The organism is Mesorhizobium sp. M0244, assembly GCF_040321795.1.
GTDB lineage: Bacteria > Pseudomonadota > Alphaproteobacteria > Rhizobiales > Rhizobiaceae > Mesorhizobium.
Window position 1 is genome coordinate 56,996 of the sequence record NZ_JAMYSE010000022.1, and the last position, 24,708, is coordinate 81,703.

Here is a 24,708-nt window from a genome sequence, read left to right on the forward strand (position 1 = left end):
GGAGGACGCCATGGCCGACGACAAATCCAAGACCAAGCAGGATCGCAAACTGGTCTCCGGCGAAGAGCCTTACGAGGTCGCTGCCTTTGCCCGGAAATACGGCATACCGCAAAGCGAGGCCGCGACCATCATCAAGCGTTACGGACCATCGCGGAGGAAGCTCGACGCGCATATGGCGAGCCGCAACGCCTGATCCGCCTTTGCGCGGCCGGCGCCGTTCACGCCAGAAGCCCTGCCCTGCCGCCTTGTCGAGAGATCCGCACCCGTCGGCCTGGCCGAAGTCGCCGGCCCGCTGCCTGTCGGGCTCGCCGCTGCGGGATTCAACGCCCGATTTCGATAGCCGCGGAATACCACCGCAGCGCAACAACTCATTTACCTCGACACTGTACCAGTCCGATGAGCAAAGCCGGGGGGTCGGATGCAGGAACAACTATTGCGCTACGAATGTGTCATGGAGCCGAACGGCCGATGGATGGTATGGGACATCGTTCACGATCTGCCGGCGCAATTTTCGCAAATCGCGCTGATCGGCCTGAGCCGTCGTGAAGCGGTTTCGCTCTGCCGGCTGCTCAACGAGACAAGCCATTCCGAGACGCGGCAGAGCCGGGCCTCATAAGAAGCATTTGCATCTCAGGGCTGCCTTACTCGGGGGAGTTTACATGCGGTCCCTAACATTCGGTCTGGTCTTGCTGCTGCCGGCCGCCGCCCTGGCGGAGCCGATCGAGACCCAGAAGATCATCACGGCGGCGACCGGCGACTGGAACGGCGACGGCGCCATCGATCTGGCGATGATCGTCGAGACCGAGCCCGGCCATCCCATGGACCTGTATTTTTTCCTCAAGGACCGCGACGGCAATTTTCTAAAACCTGCCGAGGTCGTGCATGAACAGATTTACGGTGAATGGAAGGATTACGACCGGCCAGGCCCCGCCGCATCCGACACCGAGCCCGAACTCACCGCGCTCCCCAACGGTTCGATCAAGCTCTATATTCCGGCGATGGAGATCGGCAGCGAGCGGACCAACAAGACGCTGACAATCGCCTGGCGCAACGGCGCCTTCGTCGTCGCCGGTTTTGCCTACGAGTATTGGACTACATGAACGACAATGTTGCCGGCGACTGCGACTACAATGTGCTGACCGGCAAGGGCAAAAGCAGCAAGAAGCTAGCGGACGGCACCACCAGGCATGCGACCGTGTCGGTCGAAGGCAAGGTCATCCCGTTCGCGGCGTGGACCCCAGGCACTGGCTTCAGCGCTTGCGGAGAGTGACAAGTTTCGGCTGCCTCACTGCAGCGGCGGCTTCCACAGCAGGCTGTTGCGGTCGGCCGATTTGACGCGCAGCCAGGTTTCGCGACCGTCGCGCAGCACCCGGAGCGGGATCTCGGCGCCCGCCGGGCCGCTCTTCCACAGCTTGCGATAAAAATCGGCGAGCCCGTCGACCGCCGCGTCGCGGACATCCGAGATGACGTCGCCTTGGCGCAGGCCCGCCTGGGCGGCCGGGCCGCCCTCGGCGACGCTCATCACCACGACCTTGCCGTCGCTCTCGGCCGAGAAGGCGCCGAGCCACGGCCGCGGCGGCCTGGCGACCTGGCCGCGCGTCAGGAGATCGTCGAGGATAGGCGGCAGAAGATCGATCGGCACCACCATGTTGATGTCGGCGACTTCGCCGTTGCGGCTCATCTGCAGGCGCAGCGAACCGATGCCGAGCAGCCTGCCATCGGCGCCGATGAGGCCGGCGCCGCCCCATGAGGGGTGGGCCGGCGCCGTGAAGATCGCTTCGTCGAGCAGATATTCCCAATAACCGGCGAATTCCTGCTTGGTGACGATCTGCGCCCGCACCGAGCGGCCGACGCCGTCGGCGAGCACGACGGGATCGCCGATCTTCGCCCTGGACGCATCACCGAGGGCAATGGCGGGCAGCCCGAGCGGTGCCAGCGCCTGGACCAGGCCGAAGCCCGATTCCTGATCGTAGGCAAGCGCATGGGCGGGCACCACGCGCCCGTCCTGGTCGGCCAGCCAGACCTCCTCGGCCTCGGTGATGAGATAGCCGATGGTGAGCACCAGCCCATCGCCGCGGATGACCACACCGCTGCCCTCGCGGCGGGTGCCCAGCGCCTCTGCCGTGAAGGCGTCGTCGGGAACGGTGGCGCGGACCGCCACGATGGACCGCAAAAGGGGTTCGATATTCATGCTTTCGTTCCTGGCAACGTTCGCAGGCTGATATGGCTATAGGTATGGCGCAGGTGACCAGGCGCAAGAGGCGGCGCCGGCTTTGGTGTGGGAGGCCGGGTCGGCGCCGCGCCGTTCACGCCGGGGTTTTGCAACAGCGCCGGCCGCCCTATCTGTACCTACGGCTATCCAATGCTGCCCTATGCAAAGTTCCTCCTCCATCACCCAAGTTGATAATCCCAAGATCCTCCCCAACCCTACCAAACCCCAATCCTCCCAACCCCCAATTCTTCCAATCCAAGGGCCTCCCAAAATGAACGACTACACAACGGACCAATACACGCCGCCAAAAGTCTGGACCTGGAACAAGGCAAATGGCGGCGCTTTCGCCAGCATCAACCGGCCGATCGCCGGTCCGACGCATGACAAGGAACTGCCGGTCGGCAAGCATCCGCTGCAGCTTTATTCGCTGGCGACGCCGAACGGCGTTAAGGTGACGATCATGCTGGAGGAGCTTCTGGCGCTCGGCCACAGCGGCGCCGAATACGACGCCTGGCCGATCAGGATCAATGACGGCGACCAGTTCGGCAGCGGCTTCGTCGAGGTCAATCCCAACTCCAAGATCCCGGCCATGATGGACCGCAGCGGACCAAAGCCGATCCGCATCTTCGAATCCGGTTCAATCCTGCTCTATCTCGCCGAAAAATTCGGCGAATTCCTGCCGACAGAGCAACCGGCTCGCGCCGAAACCCTGTCATGGCTGTTCTGGCAGATGGGCTCGGCGCCCTATCTCGGCGGCGGCTTCGGCCATTTCTACGCCTATGCGCCGACGAAGATCGAATACGCCATCGACCGCTTCGCCATGGAGACCAAGCGGCAGATGGACGTGCTCGACCGGCGCCTGGCCGAAAGCGAGTATCTCGGCGGCAGCGACTACACGATTGCCGACATCGCGGTGTGGCCTTGGTATGGCGGGCTAGCCAAGGGCCGCATGTACGATGATTCCGGCGAGTTCTTGCAGGTGGAGGAGTACGAGAACGTGCAGCGCTGGGCTGACGCGATCGACGCACGGCCGGCGGTCAAGCGCGGGCGCATGGTCAACCGCACCTTCGGCGAGCCTTCGATGCAGCTGCACGAGCGCCATGACGCCAGCGATTTCGAGACGAAGACCCAAGACAAGCTCGAGGCGGCCAAAAGCTAAGCGGATGCCGCGCCGATCTCCTCCCTTGAGGGGGAGATCGGCAGCTTCGGCCGACCGCTCAGGCCGACCGCTGCCATCCACAGCCGGTCGATATCGGCCAGGAACGTCTCGTCGAGCTTGTCGAGGTGCTTCCAGTACCTGCCGTCCTCGAAGAAATAGCCGAGTTCCTTCTCGATCCTGTCGGCTTCTTCCGCTTGATCGAGCCGCAGGCCGGCAAGCATCTCCGCCTTCATTTCCGATATTCGCGAGGGAGAAAGCGCGCCGAGCTCGTCGAGCATCAGCCGCGGGAAGATCAGCCGGCTGCGCGGCCGGTCGGATAGGTTGACGCACACGCAGTCGCGCCGGAGCGCATGGATGAGCAGGCGGGCCGACTTCGCCTCGAGGTTGCGCAGCGTCACGTCGTTGCGCAGCGGGTCGGCCCGGCCGATGCCGTAAAAATGCGTGTTGCCGGGCTGGTCGTAGATCATGTCGCAGCCAAGGAATGCCAGCACGTCGGGCTTCTGGCTGTGGATCGTCCAGCAGGCCGCCGTCATCGACATGGTACCGCCGGCGTAGACGAAGCCGCCAAAGCTGTTTTGCGCCGGCACGTAATGCGAGGCGCTGAAGATCTGCGCCTGCTGCAGGGGATCGCCTTGCGGCATCCGCTCCGCCGGGAAATCGCCGGCATGGACGAGGAAGTCCCAGTCGGGGCGCACGCGCCAGGCATTGTTGATGGCGACGATCTTGCCGAAGGCCTGCTTGGGCCAGGCCTCGCAGCGCACCACATCGGGCGCGCTGCCGATCAGCAAGATCACGTTTGGCGTTCCGTCGATGACCATAATCCCTCTTCGACCGGCCGACGTGCATCTCGATGCCGCCCGGTTGAACGGCTTTATAGCCTCAACGCCCCATCGAAACACCGGCCGGATTTACAGGCTGACATCAGCAAAAGGACCTTTGCCAGCCGGTTGTAAAATGCCGCCTCAGGCACGGTCGTACAAGCAGCAGGCAGGTTTTCCCGCTGGCCCAAAACCGGCGATATGAGTTGGGCGATATATATTAGTTGGCTAAACTAGCGGAACGTCCAATGCACATTCCCAGAACCGAACATGTCCTGTCTAGACCATGATATCTATATGGGAGTTATTACCTAAGCTGAACGCGACCTCGACGCTTCGGCGGCACAGCCCTCATGCGTCGCGGATTTGCCTCGGCGTCTTTCGCCCCGGATCTGTAGATCAACCGGACGACGAACAGGAAATATCCAACCTGCATAACGATCAAGGTCAAGATCGTCCAGGCCAGCGCCTTCCAGATTGAACCCGTTGCAAAGTAAGTCGAGATCGCCACGATGGACGACGTGGTGGTCAGCCCCACCAGGAACTGTGGAAAGTTCATGACTTTTCTACGCCGCCCCGGACCTTGCAGCAGCCGGGACGAACTCCCCTAACCCATTACCCCGAACCAACGTTTTCACCATTTCAGCGCTTGCGCAAGCACCAAATGGAGCAGCGGTTAATGCATGCTTCCGTCACGTGACCCAGGGCGGGCGGGCTTGCCGGCGGCTGCGCAGGTCCTCCTACTCCCCAACCACCTCTCTATATCCCCTCACAACCCCATCAAGCCCACGGATCCGCCACGTCTCCCCCTCCCGCGCCTCGAGATAGGATGGGCCGAGCGGCACTTTCCCTCCGCCGTCCGGCAGGTCCAGCACATAGACGGGGTTGCAGATGCCCGACAGGCGCGCGCGCAAGGCTCCGGCCAGTGCCCGGCCCTCGGCAATCGTAGTGCGCCGGTGCGCCATGCCGCGCGCGAGGTCGCCGTGATGCAGGTAATAGGGTTTCACACCGAGGCGATACATCAGCTCGCGGCACAGCTCTTCCAGCACCTCGACTGTGTCGTTCACACCTTTCAGCAGGACGCTCTGGTTCAGCAGCACGAAGCCGCCCTGCCTTAGAGTAAGGCAGGCCTGCTCGGTGGCGTCAGTGATCTCGCGCGGATGGTTGAAATGGGTGACGACTGTGACCATCAGCCGGCCCTGCAAGGCTTGAACCATCCCGGTGGTGACGCGCGACGGCAGCGCGACGGGCACGCGGGTGTGGATGCGCAACAGTCGCACATGCTGGATTGCCTCGACGCGGCCGTGGATTTCCGCCAGCGCTCTGTCCGGCAAGGACAGTGGGTCGCCGCCGGTCAGGATCACCTCGCGAATTTCCGGATGGGCCGCGATATAGGCGAAGGCTTCATCGAGAGCCTCGCGCGTATAGCCGCGGCCGATCGACGTCAGCTGCTCCTTGCGAAAGCAGAACCGGCAATAGACCGCGCATTGATAGGTCGGAAACAAGAGAACCCGGTCGGCATGTCGATGTGTCAATCTCGGCACCGGACTGAAGACGTGGTCGGCGATCGGATCGTCGAGCTCGCCTTCCTGCTCCGCCAGCTCATCAGGCGACGGGATGACCTGAAGCCGGATAGGATCGGCGGGGTCGCTCCAGTCGATCAGGTCGAGATAGGCTTTAGGGATGCGAACCTTGTGGCGCGTGGCCGCAGCTTCCGCCGCGGCGCGCTCGGCTGGCGACAGCGGCAGGGAATCCAGATCGCGCACATGCCGCACACCCTCGCGAACATCGTCCTGCCATGCGGCATCCGCCTCGTGGGTGCGCTCGTCATCGGCCGCCATGCCGGCCGCATCGACAGCCATGCTGGCGTCTGGGATGTCGAGATGTGAGGTCATCGAGGGCTCCATGAATTCGGGGCTGGATACAGCATTGGAGCCAGGACTTGAAGGCAGTAAACGGTGTTGGGCCGGTCAGCGCGCGGCCACGAAGCGGCCGCCTGAAACATCTACAGATCAGAGCAACCGCTGGAAATCGCTAACCCAAAACATTAGCTTGCGCTTACATTAGCTTGGGCGTATATACCTAAATGGCCGGTGATCTACCCCCCAACCGGTTAGGCTCGGCGCCAGTCCCGCCCTCACCCCTCAGGCCAACGACGCCGGGCCGCTCGGCCGCCGCAGTTGAGGCGACCAACCAGTCCTCTTCGATGTCGATCGTGCCCCCTTCTCGACCCGGTGAACATATCTGCGCTGCCCGCGTCCCTCAGGTATTGGCCTTCCCCTCGGCCGCCGCGGTCGCTAATCTCCGATCGCGAAGCTGGAAAAGCGGGAATGGCGAACGACTTGTCGCCAAGGCTCTTGGCGATCGTCGATGCCCTGCCTTTGCGGCAGGGCATGCGGGTGCTGGAGATCGGCTGCGGACCGGGTGCCGCGGCGCGCGAGATCGCGCGACGGATCGGCGGCGGGCACGTGCTGGCAATCGACCGCTCGGCCAAGGCCATCGCGCAGGCCCGGGCCGCCTCGCAAGCCGAGATTGCGGCAGGCCGGCTGAGCCTTCGCCAAATCGCCATCGAGGATTTCGAATTGGAGGCGGACGAGAAGCGCTTCGACATAGCCGTTGCGGTGCGCGTCGGCGCGCTGGACGGGCGTCATCCCGAAGCGGGAAAAATCGCCCTGCGACGGCTCGGCGGCGTGTTGGCCGCGCAAGGCCGGCTGTTCATCGATGGCGGCGATCCGCTGCGCGAGATTGCGATACACGGCTGAGCACCTCGTGCTTTCGCTTCCGGAATCGAGCGCTTAGGTGACAGCGGCAGAGCCGCGCCTCAGCTCCTCAACCCCGGCGCCTCCTGCCCGGTGCGCTCGACATACTCCGTATAGCCGCCGCCATAGGTATGAATGCCCTCGGGCGTCAGTTCCAGCACCCGGTTCGACAGGGCCGCCAAGAAATAGCGGTCGTGCGAGACGAACAGCATGGTGCCTTCATATTGCGACAGCGCCGTGATCAGCATCTCCTTGGTGGCGATGTCGAGATGGTTGGTCGGCTCGTCCAGCACCAGCAAATTGGGCGGATCGAACAGCATCAGTGCCATCACCAGCCGCGCCTTCTCGCCGCCCGACAGTACCCGGCATTTCTTCTCGATCTCATCGCCGGAAAAGCCGAAGCAGCCGGCCAGCGCGCGCAGCGGCGCCTGGCCGGCCTGCGGAAACGCGTCTTCCAGCGTCTGGAACACGGTGCGTTCGCCTTCCAGCACTTCCATGGCGTGCTGGGCGAAATAGCCCATCTTGACGCTCGGGCCGCGCGCCACCGTGCCATTGTCCGGCTCGGACGCGCCGGCCACCAGCTTCAACAGCGTCGACTTGCCGGCGCCGTTGATGCCCATGACACACCAGCGCTCGCGGCGGCGCACCTGAAAATCCAATCCCTCGTAGATCGAGCGGCTGCCATAGCCCTTGTGCACGTTCTTCAGCGTCACCACGTCCTCACCGCAGCGCGGCGCCGGCTGGAAGTCGAACGACACCTTCTGACGGCGCTTGGGCGGCTCGACGCGGTCGATCTTCTCCAGCTTCTTCACCCGGCTCTGCACCTGGGCGGCATGCGAGGCGCGCGCCTTGAAGCGCTCGATGAAGGCGATCTCCTTGGCCAGCATCGCCTGCTGGCGCTCGAACTGCGCCTGCTGCTGCCTGTCGGCAATCGCCCGCTGCTGCTGGTAGAATTCGTAGTTGCCGGAGTAAGCGGTCAGCGAACCGCCGTCGATCTCGACCACCTTGTTGACGATGCGGTTCATGAACTCGCGGTCGTGCGAGGTCATCAGCAGCGCGCCGTCATAGCCTTTCAGGAACTGCTCCAGCCAGATCAGGCTTTCGAGGTCGAGATGGTTGCTCGGTTCGTCGAGCAGCATGGCGTCGGGCCGCATCAACAGAATTCTGGCCAGCGCCACGCGCATCTTCCAGCCGCCGGACAGTTTGCCGACGTCGCCGTCCATCATCTCCTGGCTGAAGCCGAGCCCGTCGAGCACCTCGCGGGCGCGCCCGTCTAGCGCGTAGCCGTCGAGCTCCTCGAAGCGGTGCTGCGCCTCGCCGTAGCGGGCGATGATCTCGTCCATCTCGTCGGCGCGATCGGGATCACCCATGGCGGCTTCAAGCTCCCGCATCTCGGCCGCCACTTCGCTGACCGGCCCGGCGCCGTCCATCACTTCGGCGACGGCACTTCGGCCGGCCATATCGCCGACATCCTGGCTGAAATAACCGATGGTGACGCCGCGATCGACCGAGACCTGGCCTTCGTCAGGCTGCTCCTCACCGTTGATCATGCGAAACAGCGTCGTCTTGCCGGCGCCATTGGGGCCGACCAGCCCGACCTTCTCGCCTCTCTGCAACGCGGCGGAGGCTTCGATGAAGACGATCTGGCGACCGTTCTGCTTGCCGATGTTTTCGAGACGAATCATGGTTTTCCGGGAAATGCCTAAGGGAGTTCCCCGCGCCAATACGCGATAGGCCGCGCTCGCGAAAGCCCACAAGTCACGAAGGTGCCCGTGCCAAATTGTCTGAACCCGCCAGTTTCTTCCCGGTTGAATTAGACCCCGGTGGCACGGGGATGAGCCGGCGGATCAGCCATCGGTCAGGGCTTTTGTCGTCGCCAGTTTGACCCCGGCGGCGGCAAATGTGGCATTGTGCCGGGCGATGATCTCCGCGGCAGTCTCGCTGGCGGTGTCGAGCGTGCTGTGGGCGTCGGAAACCACGGTGACACCCAAGCCCGCTGCAAAGGCATCCTTCACCGTGGCCGCCACGCAAAAATCGGTCTGCGCGCCGATGAGAACGACCTCGCCGGCGCCCTGCCCGGCCACCCATTCTGCAAGCGCGGCATTGCTGAACGCGTCGCCGACACGCTTGGCGAAAGTCGGCTCGTCCTCGGCCTGGCCGAGCGCCGGCCACACCGGCCAGCCCGGCTGGCCCGGCGCCAGCGGATCGCCTGCCGGCCCGTCATGCCTGACGAAGGCGATCTTGCGCCCGCCGCGCCGTGCCCATTCGACCAGCGCGCGGGTGCGGGCGACCATGCCGTCGGCATCATGGATCGGCGGCTCGGCGACGCCGTCGAACATGCCGGTCTGGAGGTCGATCACGATGAGCGGTGCGGTGGCTGCGGGGCTGGTCCTTGACATGGTTTTTTATAGCACGAAGGCGGAGCTGATCAAGGATTAGGACCCATGATGACGCGCACGGCGACGGCAAGTGGCTGGACTTCGAGATATGTGGAAATCCGCCTGCGGCAGCGCTAGCATCGCCCGCTACTGGCAATGGGGGTGACGCTATGAAGGAAGAACATACTGTATTCCTGATCGGCGGAGGCACGGGCGGTGACGAGCAAGCGGTGTTCACCTTGCGCTCATCCGAAACCGCCTGCCACCTCACCTGCAGCTACCGTGACAAGGTGATCGAGGCCGAGGAGGACGACTATTTCGAAGCCTTGTTCCAGATCCGCCAGCAACTCGAAGTCGATGGCCTGCTGCCCTTTTGTTATGGCGCAAGCGGGAATGTTTATCCCGAAGGAGCGACGATCGAGATGAGCCGCGGATTGATCGCCTGCAAGGTGAAAATGGGGCAGCTTCCGCAAAAGACTGATTTGGTCAACATATTTGCCGACGGCTACGACGTGATGCCGGTCTTCGTCCACCTACAACAGGAGTTTTGGGATGAATGGCTGGCTTCGTTGCCTTCATAAGAGGAAACTTCCGCAACGGACCGATGCAAATATTTGCTTCAGGCGAGCTAGCCTTTGAGGACTCGAAGATGACCATTCCAGAACCCAACTGGCCTTTCGCCGACCCTCCGAACGTTGCGGTCATTACAACTCGCAAGATTATCGGGGGGCACCACGACATAGACTATGTCACGCATGACGAGGACGACGGGCAATGGCAGTTCCTTAACCTAAATGCCGGCGCCGACATTGCTGATGCTGTCCTGGTCGGCTTGGCGAAGATGATCGACATCGACGGCTCGCTTCGTGAGCTTAGTGACCTGCCGCTTGGCTGGTGTGCATGGCGACACAAGGATGGACCTTGGCAAAGGGCAGAGACGGAGGAGGAAACAGCGCTGTTGTGACAGCCGAGCAGAGGCCACTTGCCTCGTCATTCAGAGCGGCAGGAGCGAGGCGACGTCGCGAGACCTGGAATCTACACTGACGCGTTCCCGACAGCGTTGCGGCATGGATCCTCGGGTCAAGCCCTGGGTCAGGCCCGAGGATGACGAACGCGGGGAGATCGCAGCCTCTGCCCCTCACCCAATCCCACCCGTCACGGCATAACCTCCAGCGGTGCGCCCGTCCTCGAGCCGCACGATGGCAGTGACGATCGAACCGTAGGAGCCGCGCCAGACGCTATGGACCTTCTCATGCTCGTTAACCGGTACGACTGCCCGTCCGGTGAAGCGCGCGCCGCTCCGCTGCATGGCAACAGGCTCGCCGTTGACGTGGACGTTCACGCTCGTCTCGGCTCCGGCCTCGCCATGCACATCAAGCGTGATTGCTATCTCGTCCAGATCACCCGAATGGCGCGTTTCGGCGGCAAGTGTGACGGTCAGCGCTGCCGCGCCGGGCCTGATGCCGCTGAGCCGGGCAGCAAAGACGTCATCCGCAAGCTCCGGCGTGCGCGGCGGGCGGCTGCGGCGCTGGCCAAAACGCTCGAAGTCGCCGGCCAGCCGCAGCAGCCTCGTGTCGTCATAGGCCTTGCCGGCGAAGGTCAGCCCGACCGGCATGCCGATATCGGCCATCGTGCCCATCGGCACGGTAACGGTCGGAATGCCGAGATGGCGTGGCACTAGATTGCCGTTGGCGACCCAGGTGCCGTTGCGCCAGGCAAGGGCAGCGGAGGCCTCGTTGATATCAGCATCGGCCGGCCCGACATCGGCAACGGCAGGAAACACCACGGCGTCAAACCCTTGATCGTCGAGCCAGTCGTCGAAATCGAGTTTTCGCGTCGCCTCAAGACCCTTCAGGCCGGCCTCCAGCTCGGGAATGTCTTCGAATGGCGTGACGCCGCGCTTGCCCCGTTCGACATACTCCGCCAATTCGAAACTGTCGCCATAGCGGTCCGGCAGCGTGCCCGGCGGCTGCGGAAAGATTCTCGGACCATCCGCCGATGCGAGATCGGGAATGGTTGGGTCGGCATTTGCGCGCAAGAAATCGTCCCAGGCGAAGATGCACAAGTCCCAGATCTCGCGCTCGGCGAATCCCTGCGGCACCAGCTCGCGCTCGACCATGGTTTTTGCCGCTGGCCGGTCGCGCTCGTAATTCGAGACGACGGGAAAATCGACCTCGACTACGCTTGCGCAGAGCAGCCTGAGATCCGCCGCCGCTTGCTGCCACAGCTCAAGCACCGATGCACGGGTCTGGATCGGAACGTCAGTCTCCGTGTCGCGACCGATATACATGCGGGGCACGCCAAGCCGCATACCGTTGAGCGACCCTTCGAGCTTGAGCCCGGTATAGCGTGGCGGCCGCACGGCCGAGCTCCTCGGCAGCGCCACCCAGGGCTGTGCACGCCAGAAATCGCCTCTGGTTTCAGGATCATCGGCGACGATCACGTCGAGCAGTTCGAGCATATCGGGCACGCTGCGCGTATGCGGCACCACCACGTCCATGGTCGGCACCAGCGGCCAGTTGCCCCGCACCGAAATGACGCCGCGCGACGGCGTATAGGCGACCAGCGCATTGTTCGAGGCCGGTGCCCGGCCCGACGACCACGTCTCCTCGCCGAGCCCGAAGGCGGCGAAGCTCGCCGCCGTTGCGGTGCCCGAACCGTTGGACGAGCCCGAGGCGAAGGCCGCAGTCAGATAATCCGCATTGTACGGGCTTTCGGCGCGGCCATAGACGCCGCGCTGCATGCCGCCATTGGCCATCGGCGGCATGTTGGTCAGCCCGATCAGCACCGCGCCGCCTGCCCGCAGCCGCGCGATGGTGAAGGCGTCCTCGTTGGCGATGAGATGTTCGAAGGCCGGCGAGCCGGCCGCCACCGTCATGCCCTTCACCTTGTAGCTGTCCTTGGCGGTATAGGGGATGCCGTCCAGCGGCCCGAGGGTTGCGCCGCTCCTGCGGCGCTGGTCGGACGCGGCGGCGTCCTCGAACATCTTTGGATTCAGCACAGGAACGGCATTGAGGGTGATGCCATGCCGATCATAGTGAGCAATCCTGCGCAGGCAGGCGCCAACCAGTTCGACGCTGGTGACGGTGCCCGCCTCCAGCGCTTGCCTCAGCTCTGCGATCGACGCTTCGACGATGTGGAGATCAGTCATGCTGCGCCCAACGCTTAGTCTTCAGGCGGTATTGGCCTCAAAAACCGATGCCGTAAAGGGGTTTTGCAAAGGCGGCCGTGACGGCTCTCACCGCAACTCCGCCCAGACCGGCGCGTGATCGCTGGCGCCGGTTTCGCCACGCACGTCGCGGTCGATACCCGCCGCTGTCAGCCGGCGCGACAGCTTCTTGCTGAGCAATATATGGTCCAGGCGCAGGCCGGCATCGCGCGGCCAGCGGTTGCGGCGATAGTCCCAGAATGTGTAGAGCGTCTCCGTCGGGTGCTTCTTGCGCAGCGCATCAAGCCAGCCCTGGTCGAGCAGCCGCTGAAACGATGCCCGGCTTTCCGGCTGCACCAGCGCATTGTCGTCGTAGGAGCGCGTCGGGTAGATGTCGCGCGGCTCGGGCACGATGTTGTAGTCGCCGGCCAGCACCACGGGCAGGTCGGTGTCGAGCAACTGCGCCGCATGCGTCTCCAGCCTGTCGTGCCACGCCAGCTTGTACTGGAATTTCGGGCCGGGTTGCGGGTTGCCGTTCGGCGCGTAGAGGCAGGCGACGACGATGCCGTTGACCGCCGCCTCGATATAGCGCGCCTGCTGATCGCTGTCGTCGCCGGGCAGCGCCTCGCGGGTCAGAACGGGTTCTGAACCCCGCGCGAGTATCGCGACGCCGTTCCAGGTCGGCTGCCCGACCCAAACTGCCCCGTACCCCGCCGCCGCCAGCGCCGAGCGCGGAAACTGCGTCTGCCTGGCCTTCAACTCCTGCAGGCAGACGATGTCGGGCTTGGCGGCAGCCAGCCATGCGAGCAGGTTTGGCAGCCGGCTGTTGATGTTGTTGACGTTGAAGGTGGCGATCTTCATCGGGCTGGTCAGCGAGCGACGCGCCCGGTCCACGCTTTCACTGCTTCGGCCAGCGTCTTCAAATGATCGGCGGTGGAGAAGCCGGAGACGCTCTTGCGCGGCTTCAGATCGTGGTCGCCGCCCTCCAGCCAGAGGATTTCGATTGCGTCGGAAAGATCATAGGTCGCGACCTCGTCCCTGGTCCCGAACTCGTCGCGCGTGCCCTGGAAGATCAATGTCGGCGTCCTGAGATCGGCAAGGTGTTTTGTCCGAAGCTGCGTCGGTTTCCCCGGCGGATGGAAGGGATAGCCCAGACAAAGCAGCCCCGAAATCTCGCCCTTGGAAAACATCTCGTCGGCGACCATCGAGGCGACGCGGCCGCCCATCGACTTGCCGCCGATGATCAGCGAACCCTTCACGCCCTTGGCCCGGAGGTCGGCGATTGCCTTGATATATTCCGGGTTAACCGTCTCGGCGCGCGGCGGCGGCTTGCGATGGCCGTAGCGGCGGGCCGCCATGTAGTGGAATTCGAAGCGCGCAACGCGAAAGCCGGCTGCGGCGAGCGCTTTTGCCGTGGCGGTCATCGAGGGCGAATCCATCGGCGCCCCGGCGCCGTGGGCGAGTAGGATGGTGATTGGGGCGGTGTCGGGGCCATCGAATAAGAAGGTGGTCATGGGGTGGCCCGCAGATGAAGGCCGAGTTCCTTCGCACCCCCCTCTGTCCTGCCGGACATCTCCCCCTCAAGGGGGGAGATTGGATGACGTCGGCGTTTTCGCCAACCACCAAAGCTGAAAGGCACGCGGGGCGCCGAAGCTGCCGATCTCCCCCCTTGCGGGGGAGATGTCCGGCAGGACAGAGGGGGGTGTTCAAGCGCGGCCATTGCGATCCTTTTATACGGAGGTCCCACCGCAAACCTGTAGCTGAAGATACTCAACCTGTGCGGCCAGCAATCCGGGCCAGCCAGTCGCATCAATGTCACCTATCCATTTGCAAGCAACCTCACGCCCATGAACTTGTTCCAGCAGGCAGAAGTATGCCGTGTCACGCCATGAGCCGCACAATTGCGAATTGCCGTCCATGACATCCAACGCCGACGCCCATATGAACCATCTCTTGATCCATTCGCCAACTCTGCCGTCGAGATCGGCGGTGCACTGGCCTATGAAGGCATCCAGATCACCTTCATTTGCCACCCAAAACGGGCCACGACCTCTGATAAAATTCCCGTCAATGGCATCGAAACCCACCCTGAGAAATGGATGGCTCCGTTGTCGAGAGCTTTTGGTCTTGAACTGCGCCGAACTCGGATCCTTGACCTCGTACCAGGCGTCAAAATCCTTCCATAGCTTGGCAAATTTCTTCCACTTGAAGACAGCTGCGATCGAGCAGTCGTATTCGCCATATCGGCGGTCCGTATAGCAATCAAGCTCGATACTGAAATCGGTGAGGTTACCGACAGACGTGACAGCAAGCTTGGCACTGTCTGGCTTCAACCATCTCGCACCAAGGCGCGTATGGAGCTCTTCGACAACTCGTGCTCGAATGGTCTTTGCGTCGACCACCATGTCTTAGTCTCACCCTGCCGATTTCTGCGCCATCTGCAAATCGACGAACTGTATCCCCTTGGCCGCCATGCGTGCCCATTCGGAATTGGCGTCGAGCTCGAGATAGCGCACCCAGCGGCGCCGCGCCTCGGCGAGATTGCCGGCGTCGAACTCGAGCCTCGCAAGGTTGAACACCGCATCGGCATAGTTCGGGTCGAGCGAAATCGCCTTCAGCAAATGGCGGCGCGCCGAGGCCTCGCGTCCCTGTTCGTTCATCAGCCCGGCCAGATTGAACCAGGCCTCGACGAAGCCCGAGTCAAGTTTTATCGCACGGGCATAGTCATGCGCCGCCTCGGCCGCGTGCCCGGCGGCGCGCAGGCAGTTGGCGCGGTTGAAGGCGGCGATGGCATCGCTCGGGTCAATGGCCAGGCAGCGCTGGTAGAGTGCGGCCGCCTGCTCGTGGTCTTCAGCCTCTTCCGCCGCCTCGGCATCGGCGAACAGCTCTTCCAGCGTGTCGTCATCCGGCGTTCCCAAATCGAACAGCAGCTGGCCGTCGAGTTCGCTCTGGCCGCCCTCGAGATAGATCGCGTCGGCCCGCCCGTGCTGCGAGCCGACATTGAGCGACTTGGCGGTGAGCGAGGCGACCGGGCCGGAGCGGTGCACCGAGCGCGCGATCGCTCCCCACGAAGCGCCGCCGGCGATCAGACCGGCATATTTGCGGGCGAGGATCAGATCGCGAAAGGAATAGGGTTCGCCATCATGCTCGAAGGCGTCGAACAGCGACAAAAGATCGAGATCGGCGGCGGCCAGCCGCGATTGGTCGATGAGCGATTGCCGGGATAGCGCCGAAGCCTCCGGTGCCTTCATAAGTCCGAGCAGGCGCAGGAACCCGTTCTCGCTGACCAGCTTGCGCCCGGCCTCGCGCTCCGCGGCAATGCGGCGCTCGATCTCGGCGTCGACGGCTTTGGCGAGCAACATGCGGCCCAACACGACATGCGTGGTGCGCCGGGTGACGCCGCGCCGCAACTGGCCGTGCTGGCGCTCTACCTCGCGCGCCGCCAGCCTGAGCGGAAAAGCCGCCAGCGCGCCGACGATGCCGAAGACCGTACCGGCAAGAGCCGTCACGCCTTGCTCTTGCCGACGGCTTTGAGAAGGTTGGCCTTGAGCGGGTTTTCCTTGGCCGCGCCGACGCCGGCCTTGGCGGATTTCGCCGCAGGCTTGGCTGCCTCATCGGCCTTGCTCTTCGACTTGGCCGGCGGCTTGGCCGATTGCGACAGGCTCGCCTTCAGCGCATCCATCAGATTGATGACATTGCCGCGCTCGGGGGCGGCCGCGATGATCGGCTTGTGGCCCTTCAGCTTCTCGCGGATCATCGTCATCAGCGCGATCTCGTAGCGGTCCTCGTAATTCTTCGGGTCGAAGGTGGTTTCCTTCTGCTTGATCAGCGCTTCAGCCAATTGCAGCATTTCCGGATCGGGGTTTCCGGCCGGGATATTGCCGAAATATTCAGCCGTGCCACGCACTTCGTTCGGATTCCTCAAGGTGCAGACGAACATGCCGTTCTCGCGTGCGCCGATCGTCACCACCCGCTCGCGGCTGGAGAGCACCAGGCGGGCGATCGCCAGCTTGCCGGATTTGCGCATCGCTTCGCGCAGCACCGCGAAGGTTTCTTCCGCCATTGCACCATCCGGTGCCAGGTAATAGGGCGCGTCCTGATAGATGACGTCGACCGAATGCTCGTCGACAAAGGCCTCGATGTTCATCGTATGGTTGGATTCGATGCGCACTGCGTCAAGATCGGCATCGTCGATGATGATGTACTGCTTATCCTCGTATTCATAGCCCTTGACCAGGTCCGAGCGCTCGACCAGCCCGAGTTCGGGATCGACCGGCTTCATGTTGATACGGTTGTGCGTCTTCTTGTGCAGCTGGTTGAAGCTGATGCGTTCGCTGGCGCTGGTCGCCGGATAGAGCCGGACTGGACAGCTGACCAGACTGAGCTTGAGGTAACCTTTCCAACTTGCCCTGGGCGCCATGAAATACTCCTACGCGGCCGTGTGCTGTCGAACTGTTCGCAGCGTTCTTCCGTCCGGAGGACGAATGAGGCTGCCGAAATCCTACATCGGCCCTCAGGATACCGGCAAATCCCTAGCGAAATGTTCTATCTCGGCTGAGGCGTCGGCGGAGGGCCTGGTGGCAAGAATAATTCAAATCTTAGGAAGCGTCGATGGAGTTGGGAAAAAGCATCCTATGCCGGCAGGACAGAGGGGATCGCGACGGCTGTCATCTCGCGCCGCTGCGTTTACCGCCCCGAAAACACAGGCAAGTCCCTGGCGAAATCTTCCATGTCGGCCCAGGGATCGCCTGACGTCGCCAGAAGGTCCGGCAGCGAAGAATAATTCAGATCCTGCGGAGCGTCGATGGATTCCAGGTCGGACCAGCTGACCGGCGTCGAGGCCGGCAAATTGGTGCGGGCGCGCAGCGAATAGGGTGCCGCCGAAGTGTGGCCGCGTGCGTTGCGGTGATAGTCGATGAAGATGCGCCGCTTGCGGTTTTCCTTGCCCATGGTGGTGGTAAAGGTGTCGGGCGCGGTGGCGGCGAGATGCGTCGAGATGGCGCTGGTCGCCTGGTGCAGCTTCTTCCAGTTCTGCTTTTGCGTCACCGGCACGGTGATGTGGATGCCGTTGCCGCCCGAAGTCTTGGCGAACGGCACCAGCCCCAGTGCCTCGAGTTCGCCACGGATATGCACCGCCGCTTCGACCACCTCGCGCCAGGCGATCCCCTCGCCCGGGTCGAGGTCGAAGACGATCAAATCGGGCTTGTCGAGCCGCGTGCGATGGGTGCCCCAGGTATGGAACTCGACGACGCCGAACTGCGCCAGCGCCAGATAGCCCTTGGCGTCTTCGACCGATAGATAGGATTTGGTCTCGCCTTCGGAATTTGTCGCATCGAAGGTCGCCACCGAGGAAGGCATGCCGGTGAAGGCGTGACGCTGGAAGAAACAGTCCTGCGGCTTGCCGGTCGGGCACCGCACCAGCGACACCGGGCGGCCGAGAATATGCGGCAGCATGAAATCGCCGACCAGCGCGTAATAGACGGCAATGTCGAGCTTGGTCGGGCCGGTCTTGCCGAACAGCCGCCGCGTCGGGTTGGTCACCCAGATTGTGGCGAGGTCGGCCTCGGCGATCAGCCGCTTGCGCTTGGCCGAAACCGGCGTCGACAGGCCGACGTCGCGCAGGCCGCGGAACACAGCATGGCGCAGCGCATTGTCGGTGGTCCGGTTGGCATAGTGGATGTGCGCCGAAAGCAGCGGCCGCACCCAGTTCATCTCGCGCATGATTTCGCGGGGAACCCCTTCGGGCGCGGATGCACCGGCCCCCAATGGCTCCAGCCGCGCCAGCAATTCGCCGGCTATCGCGGCATCGAAGCCGGTGCCGACCTTGCCGCGATAATGCAGCTCGCCGTCTTCGAATTCGCCGAGGCCGAGTGCGGCCAACCCCTCTGCCGCATCGGAGACGGTGTAGCCGGCGATGACAAAGTCGCCGGTCTGGAGCGCCTTGGTCTTGGTCCAGGTCTTGGTACGGCCGCTCTGGTAGACCGCCGTGGCGCGCTTGGAGACGACACCCTCGAGCCCCATCTCGGATGCCTGGTCATAAAGTGCCTGGCCGTCGCCTTCGACATGATCGCTGAGCTGGATGGCGGAGTTGGCGCTGAGACCGGACAGCAGTTGCGAAAGCAGCGCCTTGCGCCGGCGGAGCGGCGCTTGTCTTAGGTCCCAGCCGTCGAGATACAGAAGATCGAACGCGTAGAAATGGAGCTTGTTGCCGGCGCCCTCGGCCAGCGCGTCTTGCAAAAGGGCAAAGCGGCTGATGCCCTTGGCGTCGAGCGCGACGACCTCGCCATCGATGATCGCCTCGCGGCACGGCAGCCTGGCGAATGCAAGCGGCAGGTCGCCATAGCGCTTCGTCCAGTCGAGGCCGGCGCGGGTGATCAGCCTGACCTTCCGGTCGGAAACATGCGCCATGGTGCGGTAGCCGTCGAACTTGATCTCGTGCAGCCAGGCTTCGCGTGTTTTTTCCGCGGGGTGTTCACCTCCCGGCGGCTTCGGAACCTGCGTAGCCAGCTGCGGCTCGATCCGGGAAGGCGGCGGCGCCTTGACGGCGCCCGGCAAAGCGCCGGGTTTCAGCACCACCGGCCTGACAGGTTTGGCGGCAGGCTTCGGCGCTGCCACCAGCTCCTCGATGCGGCGTCCGGATTTGACGCTTTCCGGCCGGGCTTCCAATATGTCGAGCTTGGCGTCGGCGGCGAGATCACGCTCCTTGAACAGCAGCCAGTTCTTCTTTGCTTCATCCTCGCCGGGCTTCGGTTTCAGCCGCGTCAGCATCCAGCCGCCATTGAGCTTCTCACCGGCCAGCCGGAACTTGAAGGAGCCGGTGCGCAGGCTCTTCTCGACATCGTCCATCGGCGCCCAGACGCCGGTATCCCAGACGATCATCGGCCCGCCGCCATATTCGCCTTCGGGAATGACACCTTCGAAGTCGATATATTCGAGCGGATGGTCCTCGGTCTCGACCGCCAACCTTTTGTCGGCGGGGTTCAGCGACGGGCCGCGCGGCACCGCCCAACTCTTCAGCACGTCGCCGACCTGCAGGCGCAGATCGTAGTGATCGGCGGTGGCGTGATGCTTGTGGACGACGAAACGATTGCCTCCACTGGCAATTGGTCCGCCGGCGGGTTCGGGCGTCCTTGAGAACTCGCGCTTGGCGCGATAGGCCTTGAGTTTTGGTGGGGCGGTCATGGACTAGGCGCAACTGCTGGCGAAGATGCGGACCGCCACAGCTTCGTCATCCCAGGGCGGAGCGAACGCGAAGCGGAGCGGAGACCCTGGGATCCATGCCGTGACATTTGCCGTAAGGCAAAGCGGGGAAGAACTCAGGCCGGACACGGGTGATTTCGTCATCGGCGTTACGCGCCCGCCAGCAATTCTGCACCGCGGGAACACTCATAGATCGCGGCATGGATCCCAAGGTCTCCGCGACGTCGCTTCGCTCCTGCTCCGCCCTGGGATGACGAAGGATGGGAGGTCACGCCGCTCAATCGTCGGTGGCCGGTGTCAATTCGAGCTCGGCCGGCGACAGGCCCTGCTGCAGCTGGCTGAGCCGGAATTCGTCGACCCAATAGGCCTCGCCGTCGACCAGCACCCGCGCGCTGTAGCTGCCGGCCGACAAACGCTGCGCGGTGATGTAGACCTTGTGGCGGTCGAGCGCCTCGCGCACCGCGGCGCGCTTGGATTTTTGGCTGGTAGCGGAACTGGCCATGCAATTTGCTCATACACGCAGAGCCGCAAGACAAGACGGCCGGCTCAAGGATGGCTGAGACGGGGTGTCGTGTCAATTTCGGCGAGCGAGCGTCCCACGACCGCCGGGGCATAGTGCCCGACGTCCATATATCAGGACGTGACACTTCCCCGGACTGGATGAAGCATCCCTCGAATGGATGAAGCTAAAAGCTCGAATTTATGCGTAGGCTCGTGGTGCACGTCTTCCAATTGGCGTCGCGGGATAGCAAGCCCCCGACCGAGGTCGCTTTTTTGACGAACGGAAAACGGACAGACATTGGCCTCAAAGCTGCGGTTCCACCTGCAAGCGGCGCCGAGTTGCTGAAATCCAGGGGCTGGTTTCGGGTCAACTGGCAAAAAATACTCTTGGCTAGTATGTTGATCGTCGGCGCGACAATTACGCTCTCGACTGCGGCTCAGATCAAGAAGCTGCGGCAGGCGGCGACCGCCGACCGCACGGAGCTGGCGCAGTTGCGAGCGCAGGTGAGCGACATCGCTCGGGCACCGTCACCGGATGCGGCCGCACTCGATCGCCAGCGGTCCGAGCTCGTGGCTCAGATCGAAAAGCTGCGGCAGGCGGCGACCGCCGACCGCGCGGAGCTGGCGCAGCTGCGGACGCAGGTGAGAGAAGCCGCCCGGGCACCGTCACCGGATGCGGTTACGCTCGATCGCCAGCGGGCAGAGCTCGTGGCCGAGATCGAAAAGCTGCGGCAGGACGCGACCGCCGACCGCGCGGAGCTGGCGCAGCTGCGGACGCAGGTGAGCGAAGCCGCCCGGGCGCCTCCGCCGGATGCGCTCGATCGCCAGCGGTCCGAGCTCGTGGCTCAGATCGAGAAATTGCGGCGGCAGGCGACGGACAATCATGCCGGCATGGATCGCCTTGAAAAGCAGATGGATCGCCTTGAAAAGCAGTTTGCTGAAGCATTTCAGCCTCAAGAGTCGTCTCAGCCTCAGTCTACCGCAACCATCGGCACATCGCCTGATATCGTTCTGCCCCCAGATACAACTCCACGAGTCATTCTGCGCTTTGCGCGTAACCGCGATTCCGCGCGGACACGAGCGGCGACCCTTGAGCGGAGTCTGCGAGCCCAGGGGCTCGACGTCGTAAAATCTGGCAATTCACCCACAAGCTCTCGGGCAAACGAAGTCATGTACTTTTATAATGAAGATCGACCAAGCGCAGAGCGTATAGCGGCTGGGCTTGTGGAAGCTACACTCATCCAGCGCGCATTTGCGGACGATGGTTCACTCCCCCGCCCCGGAACTATCGAAGTGGCAATCGGGCGGTAACTAGTAAGGTAGCGCAAAACAGGAGCCTGATATGAACCTCAGTTGCTTTGTTCGCCATCTCGCCTTTATTGTCCTGCTGGGAAGCACATCTGCTTTCGCGCAAACAGATCCGCCTTCGCCCGCGACGCCGGAAAGCGCGAAACCACAAAGTGGACCGGCCCCATTGGTCATCCATTTCGGCACCGGCAGCAGCACAATTCTTCTCAAGGACAGAGAAGTCCTCGATCAAGCGTCTCGCGCCTTCAACGAGGGCAAGCCGCAAGTCATGATCGTTGCTGGCAGTGCCGATCGTGCCGGAACACCAGCGCAGAACCTCTTGCTTTCTCAGCGCAGGGCGACAGCGGTGCTGAAAGCTTTGCTCGATCGCGGACTTCCGGTCGACCGGTTCCAGGTCCTGGCGAAAGGCGAAACAGAACTCGCGGTTCCGACCGAAGAGGGTATTGCCGAACCTGAAAACCGTCGTGTCGAGATCACCTGGCGCTAACGCCGTGTGCCGCTTCGTGACCGCGGCCAGTCTATTGCTCGCGTTAGCAGAGTCGGTGACGCCGGCTAGCGCCGAGGATCCGAGTGCTTTGTTTCGCGAGGCACTGCGACAAGACTTGATGGGCGGGCCGACAGGTGCTCGGCTCGCCTTCGACATGTACCGCCGTGCTGCAGAAGCGGGTCTGCCCGAAGCACAATTCAATGTTGCCATCATGCTTGACAGCGGCCGCGGCGTGTCCCCGGATATGGCGCAAGCCGCCACATGGTATGCGCGTGCGGCCTCTCATGGCATTCGAAGAGCGGCATATAATCTCGGCCAGCTTTACGAGGCAGGGCAAGGCGTTCCGCAAAACGTCGATCTCGCCCGTGCGTGGTTCAAAGCATCCGGTCTCCCGGCTGCTCGCGCGCGCCTGACTGCCATTCGCTCTGGTGGCGCAAAGGCCGCTACGCTTTCCGCTCCAATACTCATCGCGCCTACATATGGCGAGTTGATTGGCTCCAGCGCAAATAGTGTCGAGCTAGTGTGGACGGCACGCCAGCAACCAGCGGGAGTGCGCTTCTTCGTGGAGTTGCTAGCACTTGTGCCATCTGGTTCAAGTGAAATCTATTCCGGCTTTGTCGATATTTCGAGCCTGAACGTGGCTCTCTCAAGTCATAAGGGAGCCTTCGCATGGCGCGTGCTCGCCGTGGCACGAAGGGGTGGCCGCTACGCTGCCAGCGATTGGTCTTATATGCGCACTGCTGCCAACTGATGGTCTGATTTACGGCGGCCGACTTCGCCAGCCACGCCGTACCCGGCCAGTGTAGTCCTTCCGGCTGAATTACCTCCCGCTTCGCTCGCGCTTGGCGTCATAGCAATCGGGCGGATGAAGCGATGGCGCTTGGAGCGACAAGCCGAAAATCCGAGCGCATGGGGTCGCTGGATGATCCGCATTTCTTGAATCATTTTGTCAGCATGCGGCAGGCCGATGTTGCGCCAACTCAATCGTCGGTGGCCGGCGTCAATTCGAGCTCGTCCGGCGAAAGCCCTTGCTGCAGCTGGCCCAGCCGGAACTCGTCGACCCAATAGGCCTCGCCGTCGACCAGCACCCGCGCGCTGTAGCCGCCGGCCGAAAAACGCTGCGCGGTGATGTAGACCTTGTGGCGGTCGAGCGCCTTGCGCACCGCGGCGCGCTTGGATTTTTGGCTGGTAGCGGAACTGGCCATGACACGCCCATACACCGAACTGAGGCTGCTGACGCAGCTCTCTTCAAGATGGCGGAGACGGCGTGTTCTGTCAATTTAGGTGGCGATCGGGTAGTGGGTCAGTGCTTCCTACTTGGCGAGACGGGCTTGAAGCGCAGCTTTGTCAATCTTCTTCTCGAAGCTCGAAATCAATGTGTATGAATCTCGCTTTATCGCGTTTATCAAGGGGATCGATTTATCGCGATAGAGAGCGTTGGCTTCGTCGATCTTGCCGTCCGCAAGCAGGTCATGCACGTCATTTGCCACGGCGCGTAAAGTCTCGACATTAAGGTAGATATCTGAAAACCGTTTCAGTTCGTCCTCAGACACGCTTTTGTTTCGCTGTACTGCTTTCTTTGCGTAGATCAGTACCGGATTTAGTCGTTCCACGGTTTCGATAAGGTTAGTGTTTTCTAACCTCACTCCTCCACCGGTGCTGTCATAGCGCGACCAGTCGCCATAGGCTGCGAGCAGCGCAAGAGTTTCCAGATACATGACCGCCTCGCCGGCCCTTTCCAGTTTGTATGTTTGACTGATCACTTTCTGCTGCTGAGCAATGACCTGGATCGTGTCGTCGGGCGCCGTGGTTTGTGAACTGACTGGGCGTGCAAGTGTGAGAGTGAGCAGCAGGAGTGCGAGCGTTTGGGCAGTCCGTAGGGCGAATTGAGAGAATACGCGCATTTGCCACCTCCCAACGCTCAAACCATCATCCGTCAGTATGATATACCTTGCCAACCAACTGTCACGCGCAACTTACCCAGGGCCAATGGTAGGCGAGTACGCCACGCAAGCGGGCAGACGGCGTAACCGGGAATTATCTTGCGTCACAGATTTCAAACTGACCCACCACCGGCGATCGCATCAATCAAGGCCACGGGTGGTCCGAAGCTAGCTGCTTGTGGCCCTTCCGGCCCGGACCACCCGCCTCCTTGCGTCCTTCCCAAGACAGCGGACACTATAAGCGCATCGATGCGGCGCACTTTGACCTGGATCAAACGGCCGGTCAGCTATCGGCTGTGGAAACCCAACCGGCGCGCTATATGGAACCTGGCGGCTTGGATTGCGACACCGACCCCGGAGAACTTCAGATGACGTTGAGCACACGCAAACTCGGCAGCCAGGGGCTGCAAGTATCAGTGATCGGTCTCGGCTGCATGGGCATGAGCCAATCCTACGGCCCGGCCGACGAGGCGGAGTCGATCGCCACGCTGCACCGCGCCATCGAACTCGGCTGCACATTTTTCGACACGGCAGAGGTCTATGGCCGTTCGCCAACGAGGAACTGCTCGGCCGAGCGCTGAAGGGCCGGCGCGATGAGGTGACGATCGCGACGAAGTTCGGCTTCCGCATCGAAAACGGCAAGCAGATCGGCACCGAGCGCGACAGCCGGCCCGAGCATATCCGCGAGGCTGTCGAAGGCTCGCTGAGCCGGCTCGCCACCGACCATGTCGAGCTCCACTATAAGCCCCCCGGCGCGACGGCCGTGGCGAGGGCGGAGGTTGCCGGCGCGGGGGG

The 24,708-nt window shown here is 62.9% G+C and carries 27 protein-coding genes and 1 pseudogene; 12 read left to right on the forward strand and 16 right to left on the reverse strand.

Annotated features, from left to right (window positions below):
• Positions 1 to 10: 10 nt before the first annotated feature.
• The 4 genes from NKJ08_RS16055 (at position 11) to NKJ08_RS16070 (ending at position 1,270) form a co-directional block, all read left to right on the forward strand.
• Positions 11 to 193: a DUF3606 domain-containing protein gene (locus NKJ08_RS16055; protein ID WP_023675702.1), complete on the forward strand. Its 183-nt coding sequence runs from the start codon at positions 11 to 13 to the stop codon at positions 191 to 193.
• 240 nt (positions 194 to 433) lie between these two features.
• Complete coding sequence (locus tag NKJ08_RS16060; RefSeq protein ID WP_352782301.1) at positions 434 to 616, forward strand: hypothetical protein; 183 nt, start codon at positions 434 to 436, stop codon at positions 614 to 616.
• A 43-nt stretch (positions 617 to 659) separates the two neighbouring features.
• Positions 660 to 1,100 carry a hypothetical protein gene (locus NKJ08_RS16065; protein WP_352524095.1) on the forward strand — a complete coding sequence of 147 codons (441 nt, stop codon included), beginning with the start codon at positions 660 to 662 and terminating at the stop codon, positions 1,098 to 1,100.
• Positions 1,097 to 1,270 (forward strand): hypothetical protein, encoded by a 174-nt coding sequence (locus NKJ08_RS16070; protein ID WP_352524094.1) that lies wholly within the window; start codon positions 1,097 to 1,099, stop codon positions 1,268 to 1,270. Before NKJ08_RS16065 ends, NKJ08_RS16070 begins: the two co-directional genes overlap by 4 nt.
• Positions 1,271 to 1,285: 15 nt before the next feature.
• Here NKJ08_RS16070 and NKJ08_RS16075 read toward each other — a convergent pair whose 3' ends face one another.
• Positions 1,286 to 2,191 carry a S1C family serine protease gene (locus NKJ08_RS16075; protein ID WP_352777433.1) on the reverse strand — a complete coding sequence of 302 codons (906 nt, stop codon included), beginning with the start codon at positions 2,189 to 2,191 and terminating at the stop codon, positions 1,286 to 1,288.
• Between the two features lie 292 nt (positions 2,192 to 2,483).
• Here NKJ08_RS16075 and yghU point away from each other — a divergent pair, with 292 nt between their 5' ends.
• A complete protein-coding gene (yghU, locus tag NKJ08_RS16080) occupies positions 2,484 to 3,371 on the forward strand; it encodes a glutathione-dependent disulfide-bond oxidoreductase (protein WP_352524091.1) in 888 nt (295 codons plus the stop codon).
• On the opposite strand, the gene NKJ08_RS16085 is transcribed toward yghU, so the two are convergent.
• The 3 genes from NKJ08_RS16085 to NKJ08_RS16095 all read right to left on the reverse strand — a co-directional run bounded on the left by NKJ08_RS16085 (position 3,368) and on the right by NKJ08_RS16095 (position 6,084).
• Positions 3,368 to 4,189, reverse strand: coding sequence for a hypothetical protein (locus tag NKJ08_RS16085; RefSeq protein WP_352777435.1), 822 nt, complete (start codon positions 4,187 to 4,189; stop codon positions 3,368 to 3,370). The two genes, yghU and NKJ08_RS16085, sit on opposite strands and share 4 nt — an antisense overlap.
• Positions 4,190 to 4,496: 307 nt before the next feature.
• On the reverse strand, positions 4,497 to 4,748 hold the full coding sequence (locus NKJ08_RS16090) for an exopolysaccharide production repressor protein (protein ID WP_352524088.1): 252 nt from the start codon (positions 4,746 to 4,748) through the stop codon (positions 4,497 to 4,499).
• Between the two features lie 181 nt (positions 4,749 to 4,929).
• Positions 4,930 to 6,084, reverse strand: coding sequence for a KamA family radical SAM protein (locus NKJ08_RS16095; protein ID WP_352524087.1), 1,155 nt, complete (start codon positions 6,082 to 6,084; stop codon positions 4,930 to 4,932).
• 435 nt (positions 6,085 to 6,519) lie between these two features.
• Here NKJ08_RS16095 and NKJ08_RS16100 point away from each other — a divergent pair, with 435 nt between their 5' ends.
• Entirely contained in the window at positions 6,520 to 6,951 is a 432-nt protein-coding gene (locus NKJ08_RS16100; RefSeq protein ID WP_352524086.1) for an SAM-dependent methyltransferase, read from the forward strand.
• A gap of 59 nt (positions 6,952 to 7,010) precedes the next feature.
• Here the strand turns inward: NKJ08_RS16100 and NKJ08_RS16105 are convergent, their stop codons facing one another.
• Complete coding sequence (locus NKJ08_RS16105) at positions 7,011 to 8,633, reverse strand: ABC-F family ATP-binding cassette domain-containing protein (protein WP_352524085.1); 1,623 nt, start codon at positions 8,631 to 8,633, stop codon at positions 7,011 to 7,013.
• Between the two features lie 162 nt (positions 8,634 to 8,795).
• Complete coding sequence (locus NKJ08_RS16110; protein ID WP_352777439.1) at positions 8,796 to 9,347, reverse strand: isochorismatase family protein; 552 nt, start codon at positions 9,345 to 9,347, stop codon at positions 8,796 to 8,798.
• Positions 9,348 to 9,496: 149 nt separating this feature from the next.
• Between NKJ08_RS16110 and NKJ08_RS16115 the strand changes: the two genes are divergently transcribed.
• Positions 9,497 to 9,907: a hypothetical protein gene (locus tag NKJ08_RS16115; RefSeq protein ID WP_352524082.1), complete on the forward strand. Its 411-nt coding sequence runs from the start codon at positions 9,497 to 9,499 to the stop codon at positions 9,905 to 9,907.
• The gene (locus NKJ08_RS16120) at positions 9,883 to 10,290 is read left to right on the forward strand and encodes a hypothetical protein (RefSeq protein WP_352524081.1); all 408 of its coding nucleotides are present in this window, start codon (positions 9,883 to 9,885) and stop codon (positions 10,288 to 10,290) included. The genes NKJ08_RS16115 and NKJ08_RS16120 overlap by 25 nt, the downstream gene beginning before the upstream one ends.
• 174 nt (positions 10,291 to 10,464) lie before the next feature.
• Here NKJ08_RS16120 and NKJ08_RS16125 read toward each other — a convergent pair whose 3' ends face one another.
• The 8 genes from NKJ08_RS16125 to NKJ08_RS16160 all read right to left on the reverse strand — a co-directional run bounded on the left by NKJ08_RS16125 (position 10,465) and on the right by NKJ08_RS16160 (position 20,176).
• Entirely contained in the window at positions 10,465 to 12,477 is a 2,013-nt protein-coding gene (locus NKJ08_RS16125; protein WP_352524079.1) for an amidase, read from the reverse strand.
• Between the two features lie 87 nt (positions 12,478 to 12,564).
• On the reverse strand, positions 12,565 to 13,335 hold the full coding sequence (locus NKJ08_RS16130) for an exodeoxyribonuclease III (protein ID WP_352524209.1): 771 nt from the start codon (positions 13,333 to 13,335) through the stop codon (positions 12,565 to 12,567).
• A gap of 8 nt (positions 13,336 to 13,343) precedes the next feature.
• On the reverse strand, positions 13,344 to 13,988 hold the full coding sequence (locus NKJ08_RS16135) for an alpha/beta hydrolase family protein (protein ID WP_352782306.1): 645 nt from the start codon (positions 13,986 to 13,988) through the stop codon (positions 13,344 to 13,346).
• 216 nt (positions 13,989 to 14,204) lie between these two features.
• Positions 14,205 to 14,879 carry a hypothetical protein gene (locus NKJ08_RS16140; RefSeq protein ID WP_352777444.1) on the reverse strand — a complete coding sequence of 225 codons (675 nt, stop codon included), beginning with the start codon at positions 14,877 to 14,879 and terminating at the stop codon, positions 14,205 to 14,207.
• Between the two features lie 9 nt (positions 14,880 to 14,888).
• Complete coding sequence (locus NKJ08_RS16145; RefSeq protein ID WP_352524074.1) at positions 14,889 to 15,983, reverse strand: tetratricopeptide repeat protein; 1,095 nt, start codon at positions 15,981 to 15,983, stop codon at positions 14,889 to 14,891.
• The gene (gene ku, locus NKJ08_RS16150) at positions 15,980 to 16,894 is read right to left on the reverse strand and encodes a non-homologous end joining protein Ku (protein WP_352524073.1); all 915 of its coding nucleotides are present in this window, start codon (positions 16,892 to 16,894) and stop codon (positions 15,980 to 15,982) included. Before ku ends, NKJ08_RS16145 begins: the two co-directional genes overlap by 4 nt.
• Before the next feature lie 266 nt (positions 16,895 to 17,160).
• Positions 17,161 to 19,656 carry a DNA ligase D gene (gene ligD, locus NKJ08_RS16155; RefSeq protein ID WP_352524072.1) on the reverse strand — a complete coding sequence of 832 codons (2,496 nt, stop codon included), beginning with the start codon at positions 19,654 to 19,656 and terminating at the stop codon, positions 17,161 to 17,163.
• Between the two features lie 295 nt (positions 19,657 to 19,951).
• The gene (locus NKJ08_RS16160) at positions 19,952 to 20,176 is read right to left on the reverse strand and encodes a hypothetical protein (RefSeq protein ID WP_352782309.1); all 225 of its coding nucleotides are present in this window, start codon (positions 20,174 to 20,176) and stop codon (positions 19,952 to 19,954) included.
• Positions 20,177 to 20,448: 272 nt separating this feature from the next.
• Here NKJ08_RS16160 and NKJ08_RS16165 point away from each other — a divergent pair, with 272 nt between their 5' ends.
• From NKJ08_RS16165 to NKJ08_RS16175, 3 genes are all read left to right on the forward strand, one after another.
• A complete protein-coding gene (locus NKJ08_RS16165; RefSeq protein ID WP_352782311.1) occupies positions 20,449 to 21,486 on the forward strand; it encodes a hypothetical protein in 1,038 nt (345 codons plus the stop codon).
• A gap of 163 nt (positions 21,487 to 21,649) precedes the next feature.
• Positions 21,650 to 21,970, forward strand: a complete 321-nt coding sequence (locus NKJ08_RS16170; protein ID WP_352782313.1) for an OmpA family protein — start codon at positions 21,650 to 21,652, stop codon at positions 21,968 to 21,970.
• The gene (locus NKJ08_RS16175; RefSeq protein WP_352524066.1) at positions 21,927 to 22,721 is read left to right on the forward strand and encodes a tetratricopeptide repeat protein; all 795 of its coding nucleotides are present in this window, start codon (positions 21,927 to 21,929) and stop codon (positions 22,719 to 22,721) included. Before NKJ08_RS16170 ends, NKJ08_RS16175 begins: the two co-directional genes overlap by 44 nt.
• A gap of 229 nt (positions 22,722 to 22,950) precedes the next feature.
• Here NKJ08_RS16175 and NKJ08_RS16180 read toward each other — a convergent pair whose 3' ends face one another.
• Both NKJ08_RS16180 and NKJ08_RS16185 read right to left on the reverse strand, forming a co-directional pair.
• A complete protein-coding gene (locus NKJ08_RS16180) occupies positions 22,951 to 23,175 on the reverse strand; it encodes a hypothetical protein (protein ID WP_352524064.1) in 225 nt (74 codons plus the stop codon).
• A 108-nt stretch (positions 23,176 to 23,283) separates the two neighbouring features.
• The gene (locus tag NKJ08_RS16185; RefSeq protein ID WP_352524063.1) at positions 23,284 to 23,874 is read right to left on the reverse strand and encodes a hypothetical protein; all 591 of its coding nucleotides are present in this window, start codon (positions 23,872 to 23,874) and stop codon (positions 23,284 to 23,286) included.
• Positions 23,875 to 24,281: 407 nt separating this feature from the next.
• Here NKJ08_RS16185 and NKJ08_RS16190 point away from each other — a divergent pair.
• Positions 24,282 to 24,708, forward strand: a pseudogene (locus NKJ08_RS16190) (aldo/keto reductase); the annotation flags it as partial.